This window comes from Streptomyces murinus, assembly GCF_002154555.1.
Lineage (GTDB): Bacteria > Actinomycetota > Actinomycetes > Streptomycetales > Streptomycetaceae > Streptomyces > Streptomyces murinus.
Genome location: NZ_MUNF01000266.1, coordinates 15,852 through 29,720 on the forward strand (window position 1 = coordinate 15,852; position 13,869 = coordinate 29,720).

Below are 13,869 nucleotides of genomic sequence, written 5' to 3' on the forward strand. Positions count from 1 at the left end.
GCCGGCCGTGCTGCCCGAGGAGCTGCCGCCGCTGCCGGCGCTGACGCACGCGGAGGGCGAGCTGGTCGACCACTATCTGTCGGTGGTCGATCTGCTCGGCCGGATCAACCCGGCGCGCGACGGGGACACCTATCGCGGACTGCGCGCGGCCCAGGCGCTCGTACGCAAGGCGGAAGAGCTGCGCGACGCGCTGGAGCTGATGCACGACCGGGGCGAGCGGGAGGTACACGGGGGCACGTTGGCACGGGCGCTGCGGGTGCTCGACGGTGAGCGCCGGGTCGCTCGCGTCGCGCTCCCGCCGGACGCCGTGGGCTGATCCGGACGGCCACCGGATCCGGTGGGTGTGAGATGTCCGCGCGGCCGCCGGGTCCGGGCGCGAAACGGTCCGAACGACGTACCGCCGACCGGTGTATATCCGGATCCGTTTCCCGTTCTCCCGAGTTGCGCGCGGGCCGGGTCCGTGCTCCCCGCGCGACCGCCTTTCCCCAGGTCCGGGGCTACGCACCGGACCTGACGGAGCATCGAACAGAGCAGCTTCCACCCGAACGGGCGAGTGGTGAGTAACGCCACAAATCCCCGATTCCGTTGGGATTTTCGGACAGCTGTGGGTGAAGATCCCTGTCTGACGACAAGCCCCCGCCACCGCGGCGGGGCGGTCCGGGCGGACGCCGAGTCCTGCCGCCGCCCGGATGACCGGTCGACAGGAGTGGATCGGCAGGAGTGGAGGACCCAGGCAGTACGGGTCCCCGGAACGGTCGGCAGTCCGCGTGAGCGGACGGACGAACGCTTCGGGCGGCCCTTGGGGTGAAGCCGTGGCAACGCGGCCGGGCTACTTCGCCAGCCCGAATCCGACAGGTCATCCTTCACAGGCGGCTGACGAAGGGTTGCGCATGACTGCGCTCAATCGTGTCCCGTCGCTGATGGCCCGTGCCGGTACGGCCTCGGCCCTCACCCTGGCCGCCGTGGGCGGCTCGATCGCGGTTCCTGGCCTCTCCACCGATGCCTCGGCCGCGACGATGGCGACGAAGGCCCTGAACATCGCGGCGTCCAAGAAGGGCGCCCCGTACCAGTGGGGGGCCATCGGGCCGCGACGGTTCGACTGCTCGGGGCTGACGCTCTATTCGTTCAAGAAGGCCGGGAAGAAGCTGCCGCGGACCGCCGCGCAGCAGTACAACAAGACGCACCACATCTCCTCCGGCAGCCGCAGAGCCGGCGACCTGGTGTTCTTCCACTACGGCTCGAACGTCTACCACGTCGGCATCTACGCCGGTCACAACAAGATCTGGCACGCGCCCAAGAGCGGCTCCGTGGTGCGGCTGGAGAAGATCTGGACCAAGAGCGTCTGGTACGGCCGGGTCAGCTGACCCGCCCGCGCACGGGGGAGCGACTCCAGCCACCGGGCCGCTCCTTGTGCCTTTCCCCCTCACCCGGCGCCGCCTCCAGCCCCCGGGCGGCCCGGGACGGGTCCCGCGCACCCGCCGGATGAACGTTTCGCGGCTCCGTGTCGGGCTCCCCCGCTACGGCTCCTGCTGGCCCGCCGTCGCCACCGGTTCGGCCGGGACGGTCCAGGGCAGTTCGATGGAGACCGTCTTGCCGCCCTCCCGGGTGGGGCGGACGCGGAGCCTGCCGCCGCACTCGGCGGTGAGCCAGCGGATGATGACCATCCCGCGGCCGTTGTCCTGCTGCACGGCCGCGGGCAGTCTCTTCGGGAAGCGCGGATGACTGTCAGTGACCCCGATGCGCAGCTGTTCGTCGCGCTCCAGCGCGATGTCGACCGTGAAGGTCGGGGACTGCCCGAAGGTGTGCTGTACGGCGTTGGTGGCCAGTTCGGAGACGATCAGCCGCACCGTGTAAGCCGCCTCGGCGTCCGCGGGCAGGCCCCACTCCGCCAGGGTGCTCACCACGTACGACCGTGCGGCGGCGACCGAGGCGGGATCGCTCGGCAGAGTGACGGATGCTTCCAGGTGGTCTGCCATGGCGACGTCGTCCCTTTCCCACGGGACCGGAGTCCTGCATGGAGCGGATGGTTCGAGTACGGTCCCGGACTGGTGCTTCCTCGTCAGACTGCCACCACCGAACCGGTCACGGGGAGCGATCCACCAAGATATGCATATATCTGTCGCTCGATGCGGTGAACTCTGCGACGGGAGACCGTATTCGGGCGGCCCGTAAGGAGTAAGGAGGAGCCCATGCAGAACGGGCCGGCAGTGCGCCGCCGCAAATTGGGTGCCGAACTGCGCACGCTGCGCACCGGTGCGGGGCTCACCAGTGGAGAGGCGGCCCGGCTGGTCGGCTGGCACCAGTCGAAGGTGAGCCGTATCGAGACGGGTGCCAGTGGTGTGAAACCGGCCGATCTTCGCTCACTTCTGGACGCCTACGCCGTGCGTGACGCCCAGCTGCGCGAGCTGCTGCTGATGCTGGCGGGCTCCGAGGACGGCGACGGCGACCGCAACCGCTGGTGGCACGCCTACCGCGGGGTGCTCCCGCCGACGTACCGGGACTTCATCAGCCTGGAGTCGCAGGCCGGCGCGATGCGCACGCTGGAGACGACCGTCGTGCCCGGTCTGCTCCAGACGGCCGACTACGCCCGCGCGGTGACCCGGGCGGCCGTCAAGGACCTGGACGAGGAGCGCCTGGACGCGCTGGTGGAGGTGCGCCTGGCCCGGCAGGACGTGCTGCGCTCGAACCCGCCGCTGGAGCTGTCCGCGGTCCTGGACGAGGCGGTGCTGCGCAGGGAGGTGGGCGGTCCCAAGGTGATGGCGCGCCAGCTGGAGCGGCTCATGGAGGCGGCCCGGCTGCCCCAAGTGCGGCTCCAGGTACTGCCGTTCGGGGCGGGGGCTCATGTCGGCCTCACCGGGCCTTTCGTTATTTTCTCATTTCCGAGCACTTCTGATCTCGATGTGGTTGTTCTAGACCAGTTGACGAGTAGCCTCTACCTGGAGCGGAAAGAAGACCTCCGGGCGTACTCGGAGGCCTTCCAGAACCTCCAGAGCCACGCTCTTTCCCCCCACGATTCGCTGGACTACATCGCCGGGATAGGTGACGGCGCGTAAGGAGGCACCATTGTCAGCTCTGCCTCGGAACGTCCCTGCCAGTACCGACCTGTACGACGTGCGCTGGCTGCGCAGCAGTTACAGCACGGGAGCCAACAACTGCGTGGAGACGGCACGGCCGCGCTCCGGACCCCGGTCCGGGCTGCTCGCCGTGCGCGACTCGAAGGATCCCACCGGGCCCGCGCTGCTCTTCTCCGCGGACAGCTGGGCCGGCTTCGTGGCCGCGCTCCGCTGAAACCCGCCGGACCGGTCGAAGAACTCGCAGGACCGGTCGGAACACCCGTCGGACCCGATCAGCCGCGGAGCACGGCCGTGTCACGCCGACTCATGGTCGCGTTTCGCCGATCACCCGCACCGCGTGGGCGATCTCGGCCCCGGAGAGGTCCGCGCGGGCGGTCAGCCGCAGCCGTGAGATGCCGTCGGGCACGGAGGGAGGACGGAAACAGCCCACGGCCAGACCCGCCGTACGGCAGTCGGCCGCCCAGCGCACCGCCTGCTCCGGGGACGGGGCCCGTACGGAGACCACCGCGGCGTCCGGACGCACCGCCTCCAGACCCGCGGCGGTCAGCCGTGCGTGCAGCTCCCCCGCCACCTCGCGGGCCCGCGCCGCCCGTTCGGGTTCCCTGCCGAGCAGCCGCAGGGCCGCGAGGGCCGCACCGGCCGCCGCCGGCGCCAGTCCGGTGTCGAAGATGAACGTCCGGGCCGCGTTGACCAGATGGTCGATCACCCGCGCGGGACCCAGCACCACTCCGCCCTGGCTGCCGAGCGACTTGGACAGCGTGGCCGTGGCCACCACGTCCGGCGCGCCCGCGAGGCCGGTCGCCTGCGCCGCGCCCCGTCCGCCGTCGCCCAGTACACCGAGGCCGTGGGCGTCGTCCACGACGAGCCCCGCGCCGCGCTCCCGGCACGCCTCGGCCAGCCGCACGAGCGGCGCCCGGTCCCCGTCGACCGAGAACACGGTGTCCGAGACCACGATCGCCGCTCCCTCATGGGTGGCGAGGGCCTTGCGCACCGCCTGCGGGTCGGCATGCCCGACGACCTGGGTCTCGCCCCGGGCGAGCCGACAGCCGTCGATGAGCGAGGCGTGGTTGCCCGCGTCGGAGACGACGAGCGAGCCGTGCGGGCCGAGCGCGGTGACCGCGGCCAGGTTGGCGGCGTACCCGGAGGAGAAGACCAGGGCCGCCTCGAAGCCGCAGAACGCGGCCAGTTCCCGCTCCAGTTCGGCGTGCAGCTCGGTGGTGCCGGTGACCAGCCGGGAGCCGGTGGCGCCGCCGCCCCAGGTCCGGGCGGCCCGTGCCGCGCCCTCGGTCACCTCGGGGTGCCGGGCGAGGCCCAGATAGTCGTTGCTCGCCAGATCCAGCAGCGGGGAGGCGGCGGGGCGCGGGCTGAGGCGCCGTACGAGTCCGGCCCGGTGGCGCGTCCTGGCCTGCTCCTCGATCCAGCCGAACGCCATGAGTCCTCCGGGAGTTTTGTAGGTAGCGCACAGACCCTAGCTGGCCCGCCCGGCACCCACCGTGTGGCAATACCCACACGGTGAACGGTGTTCCTTGTGTGAACTCTCCTTGGCCCGGGGCGGTCCCGTAAGACAGGATCGGGCCTCATGGACCTGCTGAACACGCTGGTGGACAAGGGGCTTCGGCGCGAGCTGCCGACCCGCGAGGAAGCGCTCGCCGTGCTGGCCACCTCCGACGACGACCTGCTCGATGTGGTGGCCGCGGCCGGCAAGGTGCGCCGGCACTGGTTCGGCCGGCGCGTGAAACTGAACTACCTGGTCAACCTCAAGTCCGGCCTGTGCCCCGAGGACTGCTCCTACTGCTCCCAGCGGCTCGGCTCCGAGGCGGGCATCCTCAAGTACACCTGGCTCAAGCCCGACGAGGCGTCCCAGGCCGCCGCCGCGGGGCTCGCGGGCGGCGCCAAGCGCGTCTGCCTGGTGGCGAGCGGCCGCGGTCCGACGGACCGGGACGTGGACCGGGTCTCGCAGACCATCAAGGCCATCAAGGACGGGAACGAGGGCGTCGAGGTGTGCGCCTGCCTCGGGCTGCTCTCCGACGGCCAGGCCGAACGGCTGCGCGAGGCCGGCGCGGACGCCTACAACCACAACCTGAACACCTCGGAGTCGACCTACGGGGAGATCACCACCACCCACACGTACGCCGATCGGGTGGACACGGTGCAGAAGGCGCACGCGGCCGGTCTCTCGCCGTGCTCCGGTCTGATCGCCGGCATGGGCGAGAGCGACGAGGACCTGGTGGACGTCGTCTTCTCGCTGCGCGAGCTGGACCCGGACTCCGTTCCGGTGAACTTCCTGATCCCGTTCGAGGGCACCCCGCTGGCCAAGGAGTGGAACCTCACCCCGCAGCGCTGTCTGCGGATCCTGGCGATGGTCCGCTTCGTGTGCCCGGACGTCGAGGTGCGGATCGCGGGCGGCCGTGAGGTGCATCTGCGCACGATGCAGCCGCTCGCCCTGAACCTCGCCAACTCCATCTTCCTCGGCGACTACCTGACCAGCGAGGGCCAGGCGGGCAAGGCCGACCTGGAGATGATCGCCGACGCCGGTTTCGAGGTGGAGGGCGCCGAGCAGGTCACCCTGCCGGAGCACCGGGCGGGCGGCGGCGGCTGCCACCAGGGTGCCGACACCGGCTGCCACGACTCCGCCGCGGGTGGCTGCCACGACGGCGCCGGGGTCTGCGGTTCGGCCCCCGCGGAGCCCGCCGGTGAGCCGGTGGCCGCGAACGAGCCCCGTACCGACCTGGTCGCCGTCCGCCGCCGGGGCGCCGGAACGGATCTCGCGCCCAATGCCTGACCTGCCCCACCTGAGCGTCCCCGAGCTGCTGGAGCTGGACCGGCGGCATGTCTGGCATCCGTACGGCCCGATGCCCGGACGCGTCGAACCGCTCGTCGTGGAGTCGGCGAGCGGGGTCCGGCTGCGGCTCGCGGACGGCTCGGGCGAGCTGGTGGACGGCATGTCCTCGTGGTGGTCGGCGATCCACGGCTACAACCACCCGGTGCTCAACGAGGCGGCGCAGCGGCAGCTGGGGCGCATGAGCCATGTGATGTTCGGCGGGCTCACCCATGAGCCCGCCGTCCGGCTCGCGAAGCTCCTTGTCGACATGTCGCCCGAGGGTCTGGAGCATGTGTTCCTGGCCGACTCCGGCTCGGTGTCGGTCGAGGTCGCCGTCAAGATGTGCCTCCAGTACTGGCGTTCGCTCGGCCGCCCCGGCAAGCAGCGGCTGCTGACCTGGCGGGGCGGCTATCACGGGGACACCTGGCAGCCGATGTCGGTGTGCGACCCCGAGGGCGGGATGCACGAGCTGTGGTCCGGCGTGCTGCCGCGCCAGGTCTTCGCGGACGCGCCGCCGGCCGGGTACGAGGAGTCGTACGCGGAGCAGCTGCGCGAGCTGATCGGGCGGCACGCGGACGAGCTGGCCGCGGTGATCGTGGAGCCGGTGGTACAGGGCGCGGGCGGGATGCGCTTCCACTCCCCCGCGTATCTGCGGGTGCTGCGCGAAGCGTGCGACGCGCATGACGTGCTGCTGGTGTTCGACGAGATCGCGACCGGGTTCGGGCGTACGGGCGCCCTGTTCGCGGCGGACCACGCGGCCGTCACCCCGGATGTGATGTGCGTGGGCAAGGCGCTGACCGGCGGCTATCTGACGATGGCGGCCACGCTGTGCACCTCGCGGGTGGCGATGGGGATCTCCCGGGGCGAGGTGCCGGTGCTGGCGCACGGGCCGACGTTCATGGGCAATCCGCTGGCCGCCGCCGTGGCCTGCGCCTCGCTGGAACTCCTCATGGGCCAGGACTGGCAGGCGGAGGTCAAGCGGATCGAGGCGGGCCTGACCGCGGGTCTCGCCCCGGCGGCCGAGCTGCCGGGTGTGCGGGACGTACGGGTGCTGGGCGCCATCGGGGTCGTCCAGCTGGACCGCGAGGTCGACATGGCGGCGGCCACCCGTGCGGCCGTCGGGGAGGGCGTGTGGCTGCGCCCGTTCCGCGATCTGGTGTACACGATGCCGCCGTACGTCACCTCCGACGAGGACGTGGCGAGGATCGCGCGCGCGGTGTGCGCGGCGGCGCGGGAGGGATGAGATGCCGGTACTGGTGATCACGGGGACGGGCACGGAGGTCGGCAAGACCGTCACCACGGCCGCCGTCGCCGCGGCGGCGCTCGCGGCCGGGCGTTCGGTGGCCGTCCTCAAGGCCGCCCAGACGGGGGTACGGCCCGACGAGCGGGGGGACGCCGACGAGGTGGCCCGGCTCGCCGGCGCCGTCACGGCACAGGAGGTCGCCCGCTATCCCGAGCCGTTGGCCCCGGGCACGGCGGCGCGGCGGGCCGGCCTGGCGCCGGTGCATCCGCAGGAGGTGGCCGAGCGGGCCGCCAAACTGGCCGCGGAGCACGATCTGGTGCTGGTCGAGGGGGCGGGCGGGCTGCTCGTACGGTTCGACGCGGCGGGCGGCACCCTGGCCGACGCGGCGCGGTCGCTGGGCGCGCCGGTGCTGATCGTGGCCCAGGCGGGTCTGGGCACGCTGAACGCCACGGAGCTGACGGCGCGCGAGCTGCGCCGCCACGGCCTCGAACCGCTCGGGGTGGTGATCGGCAGCTGGCCCGCCGCGCCCGACCTGGCCACCCGCTGCAATGTCGCCGACCTGCCCGAGGTCTCCGGCGCGCCCCTGCTGGGCGCCCTGCCCGCGGGCGCGGGTGCCCTGCCCCCGGCCGACTTCAGGGCGTCGGCCCCGGGCTGGCTGACCCCGCGGCTGGACGGCACCTGGGACGCGGAGGCGTTCCGCGCACGGGAAGGGGCCTAGGGTCTTTCGCGCGGCACCAGGGCCCGCGAGCCCGGCATGATCCGGACGAGAGGCCCTGGGGTCTGTCCGGGGCGGATCGTGGGGATACTTCCCTCAGGTCCGTGATGTCCGGGAGGTCGGTATGCGGCTGGGGTCCGAGGCGCCGGGGCCGGGGGCCGTACGGCATCCGGTGTTCGCGCGGTACTACGCGCGCGTCAGTGTCGGGGCGGACGCGTGGCTCGGGTTCGCCGGGGTGCGGGGGCGGCTGCTCGCCGGGCTGTCCGGCCGGGTGATCGAGGTCGGCGCGGGCAACGGGCTCAACTTCGCCCGCTATCCCGCGACCGTCGCACAGGTCGTCGCCGTCGAACCGGAGCCGTTGCTGGGCCGGTTGGCGCGGGAGTCGGCGCGGCGCGCACCGGTGCCGGTCGACGTGGTGCCCGGCGCGGCGGAGGCGCTGCCCGTCGAGAGCGGGGCGTTCGACGCGGTGGTGCTGTCCCTGGTGCTGTGCAGCGTGCGCGATGTGGCGCGGGCGCTGGAAGAGGCGCGGCGGGTGCTCAGGCCCGGCGGGCAGGTGCGGTTCTTCGAGCACGGGCGCGGCGGCGGTCCCGCGATGCGGCTGACCCAGCGCGCCCTCGACCGTACGGTGTGGCCGGCGCTCGCCGGGGGCTGCCATCTGGCCCGGGACCCGGTGGCCGCGCTGCGCCGCGCCGGGTTCGAACTCGGGCCGTACCGCGGCCTGTCGCTGCCGGAACGCGGACCTCGGCTGCCGGCCTCGTACTGTGTGCTGGGGACCGCCTGGCGGCCCGACGGCACACCGGGCGCCTCCTGATCACAGGCTCCAGCGGCGCAGCTCCCGGGCGATGTCGTCGATGCTCGCGGCGCCGTCCTTGACCAGCCGGGCGAGGTCGCGCACCTGTTCCGGCGTGGTGACGACCTTGGCGCCGCTGGCGACCAGATAGGCGTAGGCGACCGCAGAGGCGAACAGCGCGTTGGAGCGTTCGAGCGCCGGTACGTGGATGAGCAGCTGGAGGAGGGCGGCGGCGCGGGTGTACGGCGTCTCGTACACCGGCACGCCGAAGATCTCCGCCCGGTGCCGGGCCACGGCGGCGATCAGCGCGCCCCAGTCAGTGACCTGCGGGTCCCCGGGCGTCTTCTGTTCGGCGAGCATGAGCAGCCAGGCGAGGTCGATGCTCAGCCCGTTCGGGGAATCGCTCAAGGGATCAGCTGCGTCCTTCGCCCGGAGCGGTGCCGCGCGCCTCGGTGAACTCCTCGGCGAACACGGACTCGTACTGCTTCATGAAGTCGGCGGCGGCCTCCACGAAGGTGCGGCCGGCTTCGCCGGTGTCCTGTCTGACCAGTTCCTCGATGTAGCGGTTGACGCTCATCCCACGGGCCAGCGCGCGCTCACGCGCCGCGCGGGCGGTGCCCTCGTCCACGCGCACGTTCAGCTGGGTCTTCGCCATGTCTTGACGCTAGCGCCCAGGTGCTAGCGGGGGCAAGCGGGGCCGGAAGCACAAGGGGGCGCACGGGCGCGCCGCACCGGGGCTCACCGGGATCCCGCCCGTCGGCTCCGCCGGATCCCCCGTGCCCGCCGATTCCCGCTGTGCCGCCGGTCACATTAGGCTCACCCGGGACAGCTCGTACCGGTGACCGGGAGGCGGTCTTGTCCACATCCGCTGCCGCACAGCACGCCCCCGGCCGCGCGCCGGGTGAGGGGACCGCGGCCCGCGCCCGCGGGCTGACCAAGGCATACGGCGCGGGCGAGACCGCCGTGCTCGCGCTGGACTCGGTGGACGTGGACATCGCGCGGGGCCGGTTCACCGCCGTGATGGGGCCCTCGGGGTCCGGCAAGTCCACGCTGATGCACTGCCTGGCGGGGCTCGACACCGTGTCGGCCGGGCAGGTGTGGCTGGGCGAGACCGAGATCACGGGGCTGCGGGAGCGGGAGCTGACCCGGCTGCGGCGGGACCGGATCGGGTTCATGTTCCAGTCGTTCAATCTCATTCCGACGCTGACCGCCGCCGAGAACATCACCCTGCCGATGGACATCGCGGGCCGCAGACCCGATCAGGCGTGGCTCGATCAGGTGATCGACACGCTCGGGCTGCGGGGGCGGCTCGGGCATCGGCCGAGCCAGCTCTCGGGCGGTCAGCAGCAGCGGGTGGCGTGCGCCCGGGCGCTGGCCTCCCGGCCCGAGCTGATCTTCGCCGACGAACCGACCGGAAACCTCGACTCGCGGGCCGGTCTCGAGGTGCTGGGCATTCTGCGCGGCGCGGTGGACGACCTGGGGCAGACCGTCGTCATGGTCACCCATGACCCGGGCGCCGCCGCCCACTCCGACCTGGTGCTCTTCCTCGCCGACGGACGGATCGTGGACGAGCTGGCCCGGCCGACGGCGGAGCGGGTCCTGGAGCGGATGAAACGGTTCGACGGGGAGCGGACGAGGCGGCTCGACGACACGCCCGGCACGGGTGCCGCGCGGAAGGACTGACCCGGTGCTCAAGGCGACCCTGAGGAGCTTCCTCGCGCACAAGGGGCGGCTCGCGCTGTCCGCGCTGGCCGTGGTGCTGTCCGTGGCGTTCGTCGCGGGCAGCCTGATCTTCTCCGACACGGTCACCCGCACGTTCGACCGGTTGTTCGCCTCCACCGCCGCCGACGTGACCGTGCAGCCCCGGCGCGATCTGATGTCCGCGCGGGCGAGCGGCGCGGTGCAGACGCTGCCCGCCGCGCTGCGGGACACGGTGGCGAAGGTCGACGGGGTGGCGGCGGCGCGCGCCGAGGTACAGGTGCAGAACCTCGTGGTGGTCGACCGCCACAACCGCTCGATCAGTCCGACCAACGGCGCGCCCACCCTGGCCGGCTCCTGGTACCCGACCCGGCACAGCCCGGTGGAGCTGACCTCCGGGCACGCCCCGCACGGTCCGGGCGAGGCGCTGCTGGACGCCGACACGGCCGGGAAGCGAAAGGTGCGGATCGGCGACACGCTGACCGTGCAGGCGCAGCCCGGCATGTTCCGGGTGCGGGTCGTCGGGATCGCCACGTTCACCACGACCAACCCGGGCGCGGCCCTGCTCTTCCTGGACCCCGCCGTGGCCGGGCGCCGGCTTCTCGGCTCGGCCGCACGGGCCACCGCCGTCTCCGTGGACGCCGCCCGGGGCGTCTCCGACGAGCAGCTCGAGCACCGGGTGGTCGCGGCGCTCGGCACGCACGCCGCGACGTACGACGTGAAGACGGCGAACGAGCAGGCCAAGTCGGCGGCGGCCAGTCTCGGCACGTTCCTGGACGTCATCAAATACGTGATGCTGGGCTTCGCCGGGGTCGCGCTCCTGGTGGGTGTGTTCCTGATCGTCAACACCTTTTCCATGCTGATCGCCCAGCGCACCCGGGAGCTGGGCCTGCTGCGCGCGCTGGGCGCCGACCGGCGGCAGGTACGGCGCTCGGTGCTGACGGAGGCGCTGCTGCTCGGCCTGGTCGGCTCGACGCTCGGTCTCGCGGCCGGGATCGGGCTGGCGTTCGGGCTGATCGGCCTGATGCGGGCGTTCGGGATGAATCTGAGCGCCGCCCAGATGGTGATCGGCTGGGGCACGCCCGTCGCCGCGTACGTGGTCGGGCTCGGTGTGACCTTCGTGGCCGCCTATCTGCCCGCCCGGCGTGCGGCGGCCGTCTCCCCCATGGCGGCGCTCGCGGATGCCGAGGTCGCCGGTGTGGGCAAGCCGTTGCGGGCGCGGGCGATCGCCGGGGCGGCGGTCGGGGCGCTGGGAGCCGCGGCGCTGGCCGGATGCGCGGCGGCCACACGTACCGGACCCGCCGCCGCGCTGCTGGGCGCCGGGGTGGCGCTGACGCTGATCGCCACGGTGGTGGCGGGGCCGCTGCTGGTGCGGCCGGTGATCCGGGTGCTGGGCGCGGGCTTCCCCGCCGTGTTCGGAGCGGTGGGCCGGATGAGCCGGCGCAACGCCCTGCGCAATCCCCGCCGTACCGGTGCCACGGCCGCCGCGCTGATGGTGGGGCTGGCCCTGGTGGGAGGGATGTCGGTGGCGAGCGCGTCCATGTCGGCGTCGTTCGACCAGCAGATCGACAAGCGGCTCGGCGCCGACTTCACGGTCCAGAACGCCAACTTCACCCCGTTCACCCGGCAGATCGCCGACCGGGTGGCCGCGACCAGGGGCGCCGGGCTGGTCGTGGCGCAGCGGCTGACCCGGATCGCCGTACGGCTGCCCGACGGGGGCCGGGTGGAGACGGGCGCGGTCGGCTACGGGCCGGGCCTGGACGACGTCGTGCACCTCTCCTACACACGCGGTGGCTCGGCGGCCGCGCTGGCCGAGGGGCACCTCGCCCTGGACGCGAGTTTCGCCCGGGACCACGGGGTGCGGCTCGGCAGCGTGCTGCCGGTGGAGTTCCCGGGCGGCCGCCGGGCGGGGCTGACCGTCGGCGCGCTCACGGAGCGGTCCGGCACCGACGGCTTCGGCGACCAGGGCGGTGTCTTCTTCGGTCTGGGCACACTGGAGCGGTACGCGCCCGGCGGCCAGGACTCCGCGCTGTACGTGAACGCCGCGCCCGGCACCGTGCCGAATGACCTGCGTCCCCGCCTCGAACAGGCGCTCAAGCCGTTCCCGCAGGTGCAGGTGCGCGACCAGAGCGACTACAAGCAGCTGGTCCACGACCAGATCGGTGTGCTGCTGTACCTGGTGTACGCGCTGCTGGGCCTGGCGATCGTGATCGCGGTGCTCGGCGTGGTCAACACCCTCGCCCTGTCGGTGGTGGAGCGCACCCGGGAGATCGGGCTGCTGCGTGCGATCGGGCTTGGGCGGCGGCAGCTGCGGCGGATGATCCGGCTGGAGTCGGTGGTGATCGCGGTGTTCGGCGCGGTGCTCGGTCTCGCCCTCGGCCTGGTGTGGGGCGTGTGCATGCAACGGGTGCTGGCACTGCGCGGGTTGACGGCGTTCGCGATCCCCTGGGGCACGATCGTGGCCGTGGTCGTCGGCTCCGCGGTGGTGGGGGTCGTCGCCGCCGCGCTGCCCGCGCTGCGGGCCTCGCGGATGAATGTGCTGGCCGCGATCGCCCACGAGTGAACGCCCTCCGGGTACGCCGGTACCTGATGTGATCAGATGTCAGCTGAAGGTCAATTCGCTTACGGTTGAGGAGACTTCATGACGCACCCGTTCCGTTTCGGGGTCAATATGCTCACGCCCGCGTCCGCGGCCGAGTGGCGGGCGAAGTGCCGCCGCGCCGAGGAGCTGGGCTACGACGTGATCCTCGTCCCCGACCATCTCGGCTGGGTGGCGCCGTTCCCGGCGCTGGTCGCGGCGGCGCAGGCGACCGAGCGGGCCCGGGTCGGCACGCTCGTGCTCAACGCGGGTTTCTACAACCCCACGTTGCTCGCCCGGGAGGTCGCGACCACGGACGCGCTCACCGGCGGACGGCTCGAACTCGGCCTGGGCACCGGCTATGTGCGGGAGGAGCATGACGCGGCCGGGCTGCCGTTCGGCTCCGCGGGCGAGCGGGTGGACCATCTGCGCCGCACGGTCGAGGAATTGGCGCGGCTGCTCGGTTCCGAGGAGTACCAGCCACGCCCGGAGCAGGCCCGGGTGCCGCTGCTGATCGGCGGCAACGGCGACCGGATGCTGCGGCTGACCGCCGAGCACGCCGACATCGCGGCCTTCTCGGGCGCCCGGACGGGGAGCACACGGTCGCTCGAACCGCTCACCGCCGACGAGCTGGACGAACGGGTGGCGCGCTACCGTGAGTTCGCGGCCGGCCGGGCCGAACCCGCCGAGCTGAACCTGCTGATCCAGCAGGTCGCGGTCACCGGCGATCCCGGCACGGCGCTCAAGTCCGTGCTGGAGCGGCAACCGCACCTGACCCTGGAAGCCGCGCTGGCGCTGCCGATCATGCTGGTGGGCCCGCTGGAGGAGATCGTGGCGAAGATCAGGGCGCAGCGCGAGCGGTACGGATTCGCCAACCTGACCGTCCTGGAGCCCCAGATGGAGTCGTTCGCGCCGGTGATCGAGCGGCTGCGCGCCGAGTCCGCATGATG

The 13,869-nt window shown here is 72.7% G+C and carries 15 protein-coding genes; 11 read left to right on the top strand and 4 right to left on the bottom strand.

Translation table 11 applies throughout. The annotated features are described in order from the left end of the window. Positions 1-7 precede the first annotated feature (7 nt). Both CCN72_RS17515 and CCN72_RS17520 read left to right on the top strand, forming a co-directional pair. Positions 8-316, top strand: coding sequence for a hypothetical protein (locus tag CCN72_RS17515; protein WP_037658824.1), 309 nt, complete (start codon positions 8-10; stop codon positions 314-316). Between the two features lie 574 nt (positions 317-890). Continuing rightward, positions 891-1,364, top strand: a complete 474-nt coding sequence (locus CCN72_RS17520; protein ID WP_037658822.1) for a C40 family peptidase — start codon at positions 891-893, stop codon at positions 1,362-1,364. A gap of 153 nt (positions 1,365-1,517) precedes the next feature. Here the strand turns inward: CCN72_RS17520 and CCN72_RS17525 are convergent, their stop codons facing one another. Further along, positions 1,518-1,976 carry an ATP-binding protein gene (locus CCN72_RS17525; protein WP_086808329.1) on the bottom strand — a complete coding sequence of 153 codons (459 nt, stop codon included), beginning with the start codon at positions 1,974-1,976 and terminating at the stop codon, positions 1,518-1,520. A gap of 213 nt (positions 1,977-2,189) precedes the next feature. Between CCN72_RS17525 and CCN72_RS17530 the strand changes: the two genes are divergently transcribed. Then, the gene (locus CCN72_RS17530; protein WP_086808330.1) at positions 2,190-3,053 is read left to right on the top strand and encodes a helix-turn-helix domain-containing protein; all 864 of its coding nucleotides are present in this window, start codon (positions 2,190-2,192) and stop codon (positions 3,051-3,053) included. 10 nt (positions 3,054-3,063) lie between these two features. Then, positions 3,064-3,288, top strand: a complete 225-nt coding sequence (locus CCN72_RS17535; protein ID WP_037658816.1) for a DUF397 domain-containing protein — start codon at positions 3,064-3,066, stop codon at positions 3,286-3,288. Between the two features lie 90 nt (positions 3,289-3,378). Here CCN72_RS17535 and CCN72_RS17540 read toward each other — a convergent pair whose 3' ends face one another. Next, entirely contained in the window at positions 3,379-4,506 is a 1,128-nt protein-coding gene (locus CCN72_RS17540) for an 8-amino-7-oxononanoate synthase (RefSeq protein WP_086808331.1), read from the bottom strand. A 147-nt stretch (positions 4,507-4,653) separates the two neighbouring features. On the opposite strand from CCN72_RS17540, the gene bioB reads away from it, so the two are divergent. The 4 genes from bioB to CCN72_RS17560 all read left to right on the top strand — a co-directional run bounded on the left by bioB (position 4,654) and on the right by CCN72_RS17560 (position 8,664). Continuing rightward, complete coding sequence (gene bioB, locus CCN72_RS17545) at positions 4,654-5,856, top strand: biotin synthase BioB (protein ID WP_086808332.1); 1,203 nt, start codon at positions 4,654-4,656, stop codon at positions 5,854-5,856. Then, positions 5,849-7,138, top strand: a complete 1,290-nt coding sequence (locus CCN72_RS17550; protein ID WP_086808333.1) for an adenosylmethionine--8-amino-7-oxononanoate transaminase — start codon at positions 5,849-5,851, stop codon at positions 7,136-7,138. Before bioB ends, CCN72_RS17550 begins: the two co-directional genes overlap by 8 nt. Before the next feature lies 1 nt (position 7,139). After that, on the top strand, positions 7,140-7,856 hold the full coding sequence (bioD, locus tag CCN72_RS17555; RefSeq protein ID WP_086808334.1) for a dethiobiotin synthase: 717 nt from the start codon (positions 7,140-7,142) through the stop codon (positions 7,854-7,856). Between the two features lie 121 nt (positions 7,857-7,977). Next, a complete protein-coding gene (locus tag CCN72_RS17560) occupies positions 7,978-8,664 on the top strand; it encodes a class I SAM-dependent methyltransferase (RefSeq protein ID WP_086808335.1) in 687 nt (228 codons plus the stop codon). Here CCN72_RS17560 and CCN72_RS17565 read toward each other — a convergent pair whose 3' ends face one another. Together CCN72_RS17565 and CCN72_RS17570 are read right to left on the bottom strand one after the other, a co-directional pair. Continuing rightward, positions 8,665-9,003, bottom strand: a complete 339-nt coding sequence (locus CCN72_RS17565; RefSeq protein WP_051850360.1) for a hypothetical protein — start codon at positions 9,001-9,003, stop codon at positions 8,665-8,667. A 52-nt stretch (positions 9,004-9,055) separates the two neighbouring features. Then, positions 9,056-9,298, bottom strand: a complete 243-nt coding sequence (locus CCN72_RS17570; RefSeq protein ID WP_037658805.1) for a hypothetical protein — start codon at positions 9,296-9,298, stop codon at positions 9,056-9,058. Positions 9,299-9,498: 200 nt separating this feature from the next. On the opposite strand from CCN72_RS17570, the gene CCN72_RS17575 reads away from it, so the two are divergent. From CCN72_RS17575 to CCN72_RS17585, 3 genes are all read left to right on the top strand, one after another. Next, on the top strand, positions 9,499-10,326 hold the full coding sequence (locus CCN72_RS17575) for an ABC transporter ATP-binding protein (RefSeq protein WP_086808336.1): 828 nt from the start codon (positions 9,499-9,501) through the stop codon (positions 10,324-10,326). A gap of 4 nt (positions 10,327-10,330) precedes the next feature. Next, positions 10,331-12,904: an ABC transporter permease gene (locus CCN72_RS17580; RefSeq protein ID WP_086808337.1), complete on the top strand. Its 2,574-nt coding sequence runs from the start codon at positions 10,331-10,333 to the stop codon at positions 12,902-12,904. A 78-nt stretch (positions 12,905-12,982) separates the two neighbouring features. Next, the gene (locus CCN72_RS17585; RefSeq protein WP_086808338.1) at positions 12,983-13,867 is read left to right on the top strand and encodes an LLM class F420-dependent oxidoreductase; all 885 of its coding nucleotides are present in this window, start codon (positions 12,983-12,985) and stop codon (positions 13,865-13,867) included. Positions 13,868-13,869: the final 2 nt, after the last annotated feature.

Bases quoted from the DNA above. Each gene is read 5' to 3' on its own strand.
- CCN72_RS17530 (WP_086808330.1), top strand. From the start codon at position 2,190: ATGCAGAACGGGCCGGCAGTGCGCCGCCGCAAATTGGGTGCCGAACTG.
- CCN72_RS17525 (WP_086808329.1), bottom strand. From the start codon at position 1,976: ATGGCAGACCACCTGGAAGCATCCGTCACTCTGCCGAGCGATCCCGCC.
- CCN72_RS17550 (WP_086808333.1), top strand. From the start codon at position 5,849: ATGCCTGACCTGCCCCACCTGAGCGTCCCCGAGCTGCTGGAGCTGGAC.
- CCN72_RS17520 (WP_037658822.1), top strand. From the start codon at position 891: ATGACTGCGCTCAATCGTGTCCCGTCGCTGATGGCCCGTGCCGGTACG.
- CCN72_RS17565 (WP_051850360.1), bottom strand. From the start codon at position 9,003: ATGCTCGCCGAACAGAAGACGCCCGGGGACCCGCAGGTCACTGACTGG.
- CCN72_RS17540 (WP_086808331.1), bottom strand. From the start codon at position 4,506: ATGGCGTTCGGCTGGATCGAGGAGCAGGCCAGGACGCGCCACCGGGCC.
- CCN72_RS17570 (WP_037658805.1), bottom strand. From the start codon at position 9,298: ATGGCGAAGACCCAGCTGAACGTGCGCGTGGACGAGGGCACCGCCCGC.
- CCN72_RS17585 (WP_086808338.1), top strand. From the start codon at position 12,983: ATGACGCACCCGTTCCGTTTCGGGGTCAATATGCTCACGCCCGCGTCC.
- bioB (WP_086808332.1), top strand. From the start codon at position 4,654: ATGGACCTGCTGAACACGCTGGTGGACAAGGGGCTTCGGCGCGAGCTG.
- CCN72_RS17560 (WP_086808335.1), top strand. From the start codon at position 7,978: ATGCGGCTGGGGTCCGAGGCGCCGGGGCCGGGGGCCGTACGGCATCCG.
- bioD (WP_086808334.1), top strand. From the start codon at position 7,140: ATGCCGGTACTGGTGATCACGGGGACGGGCACGGAGGTCGGCAAGACC.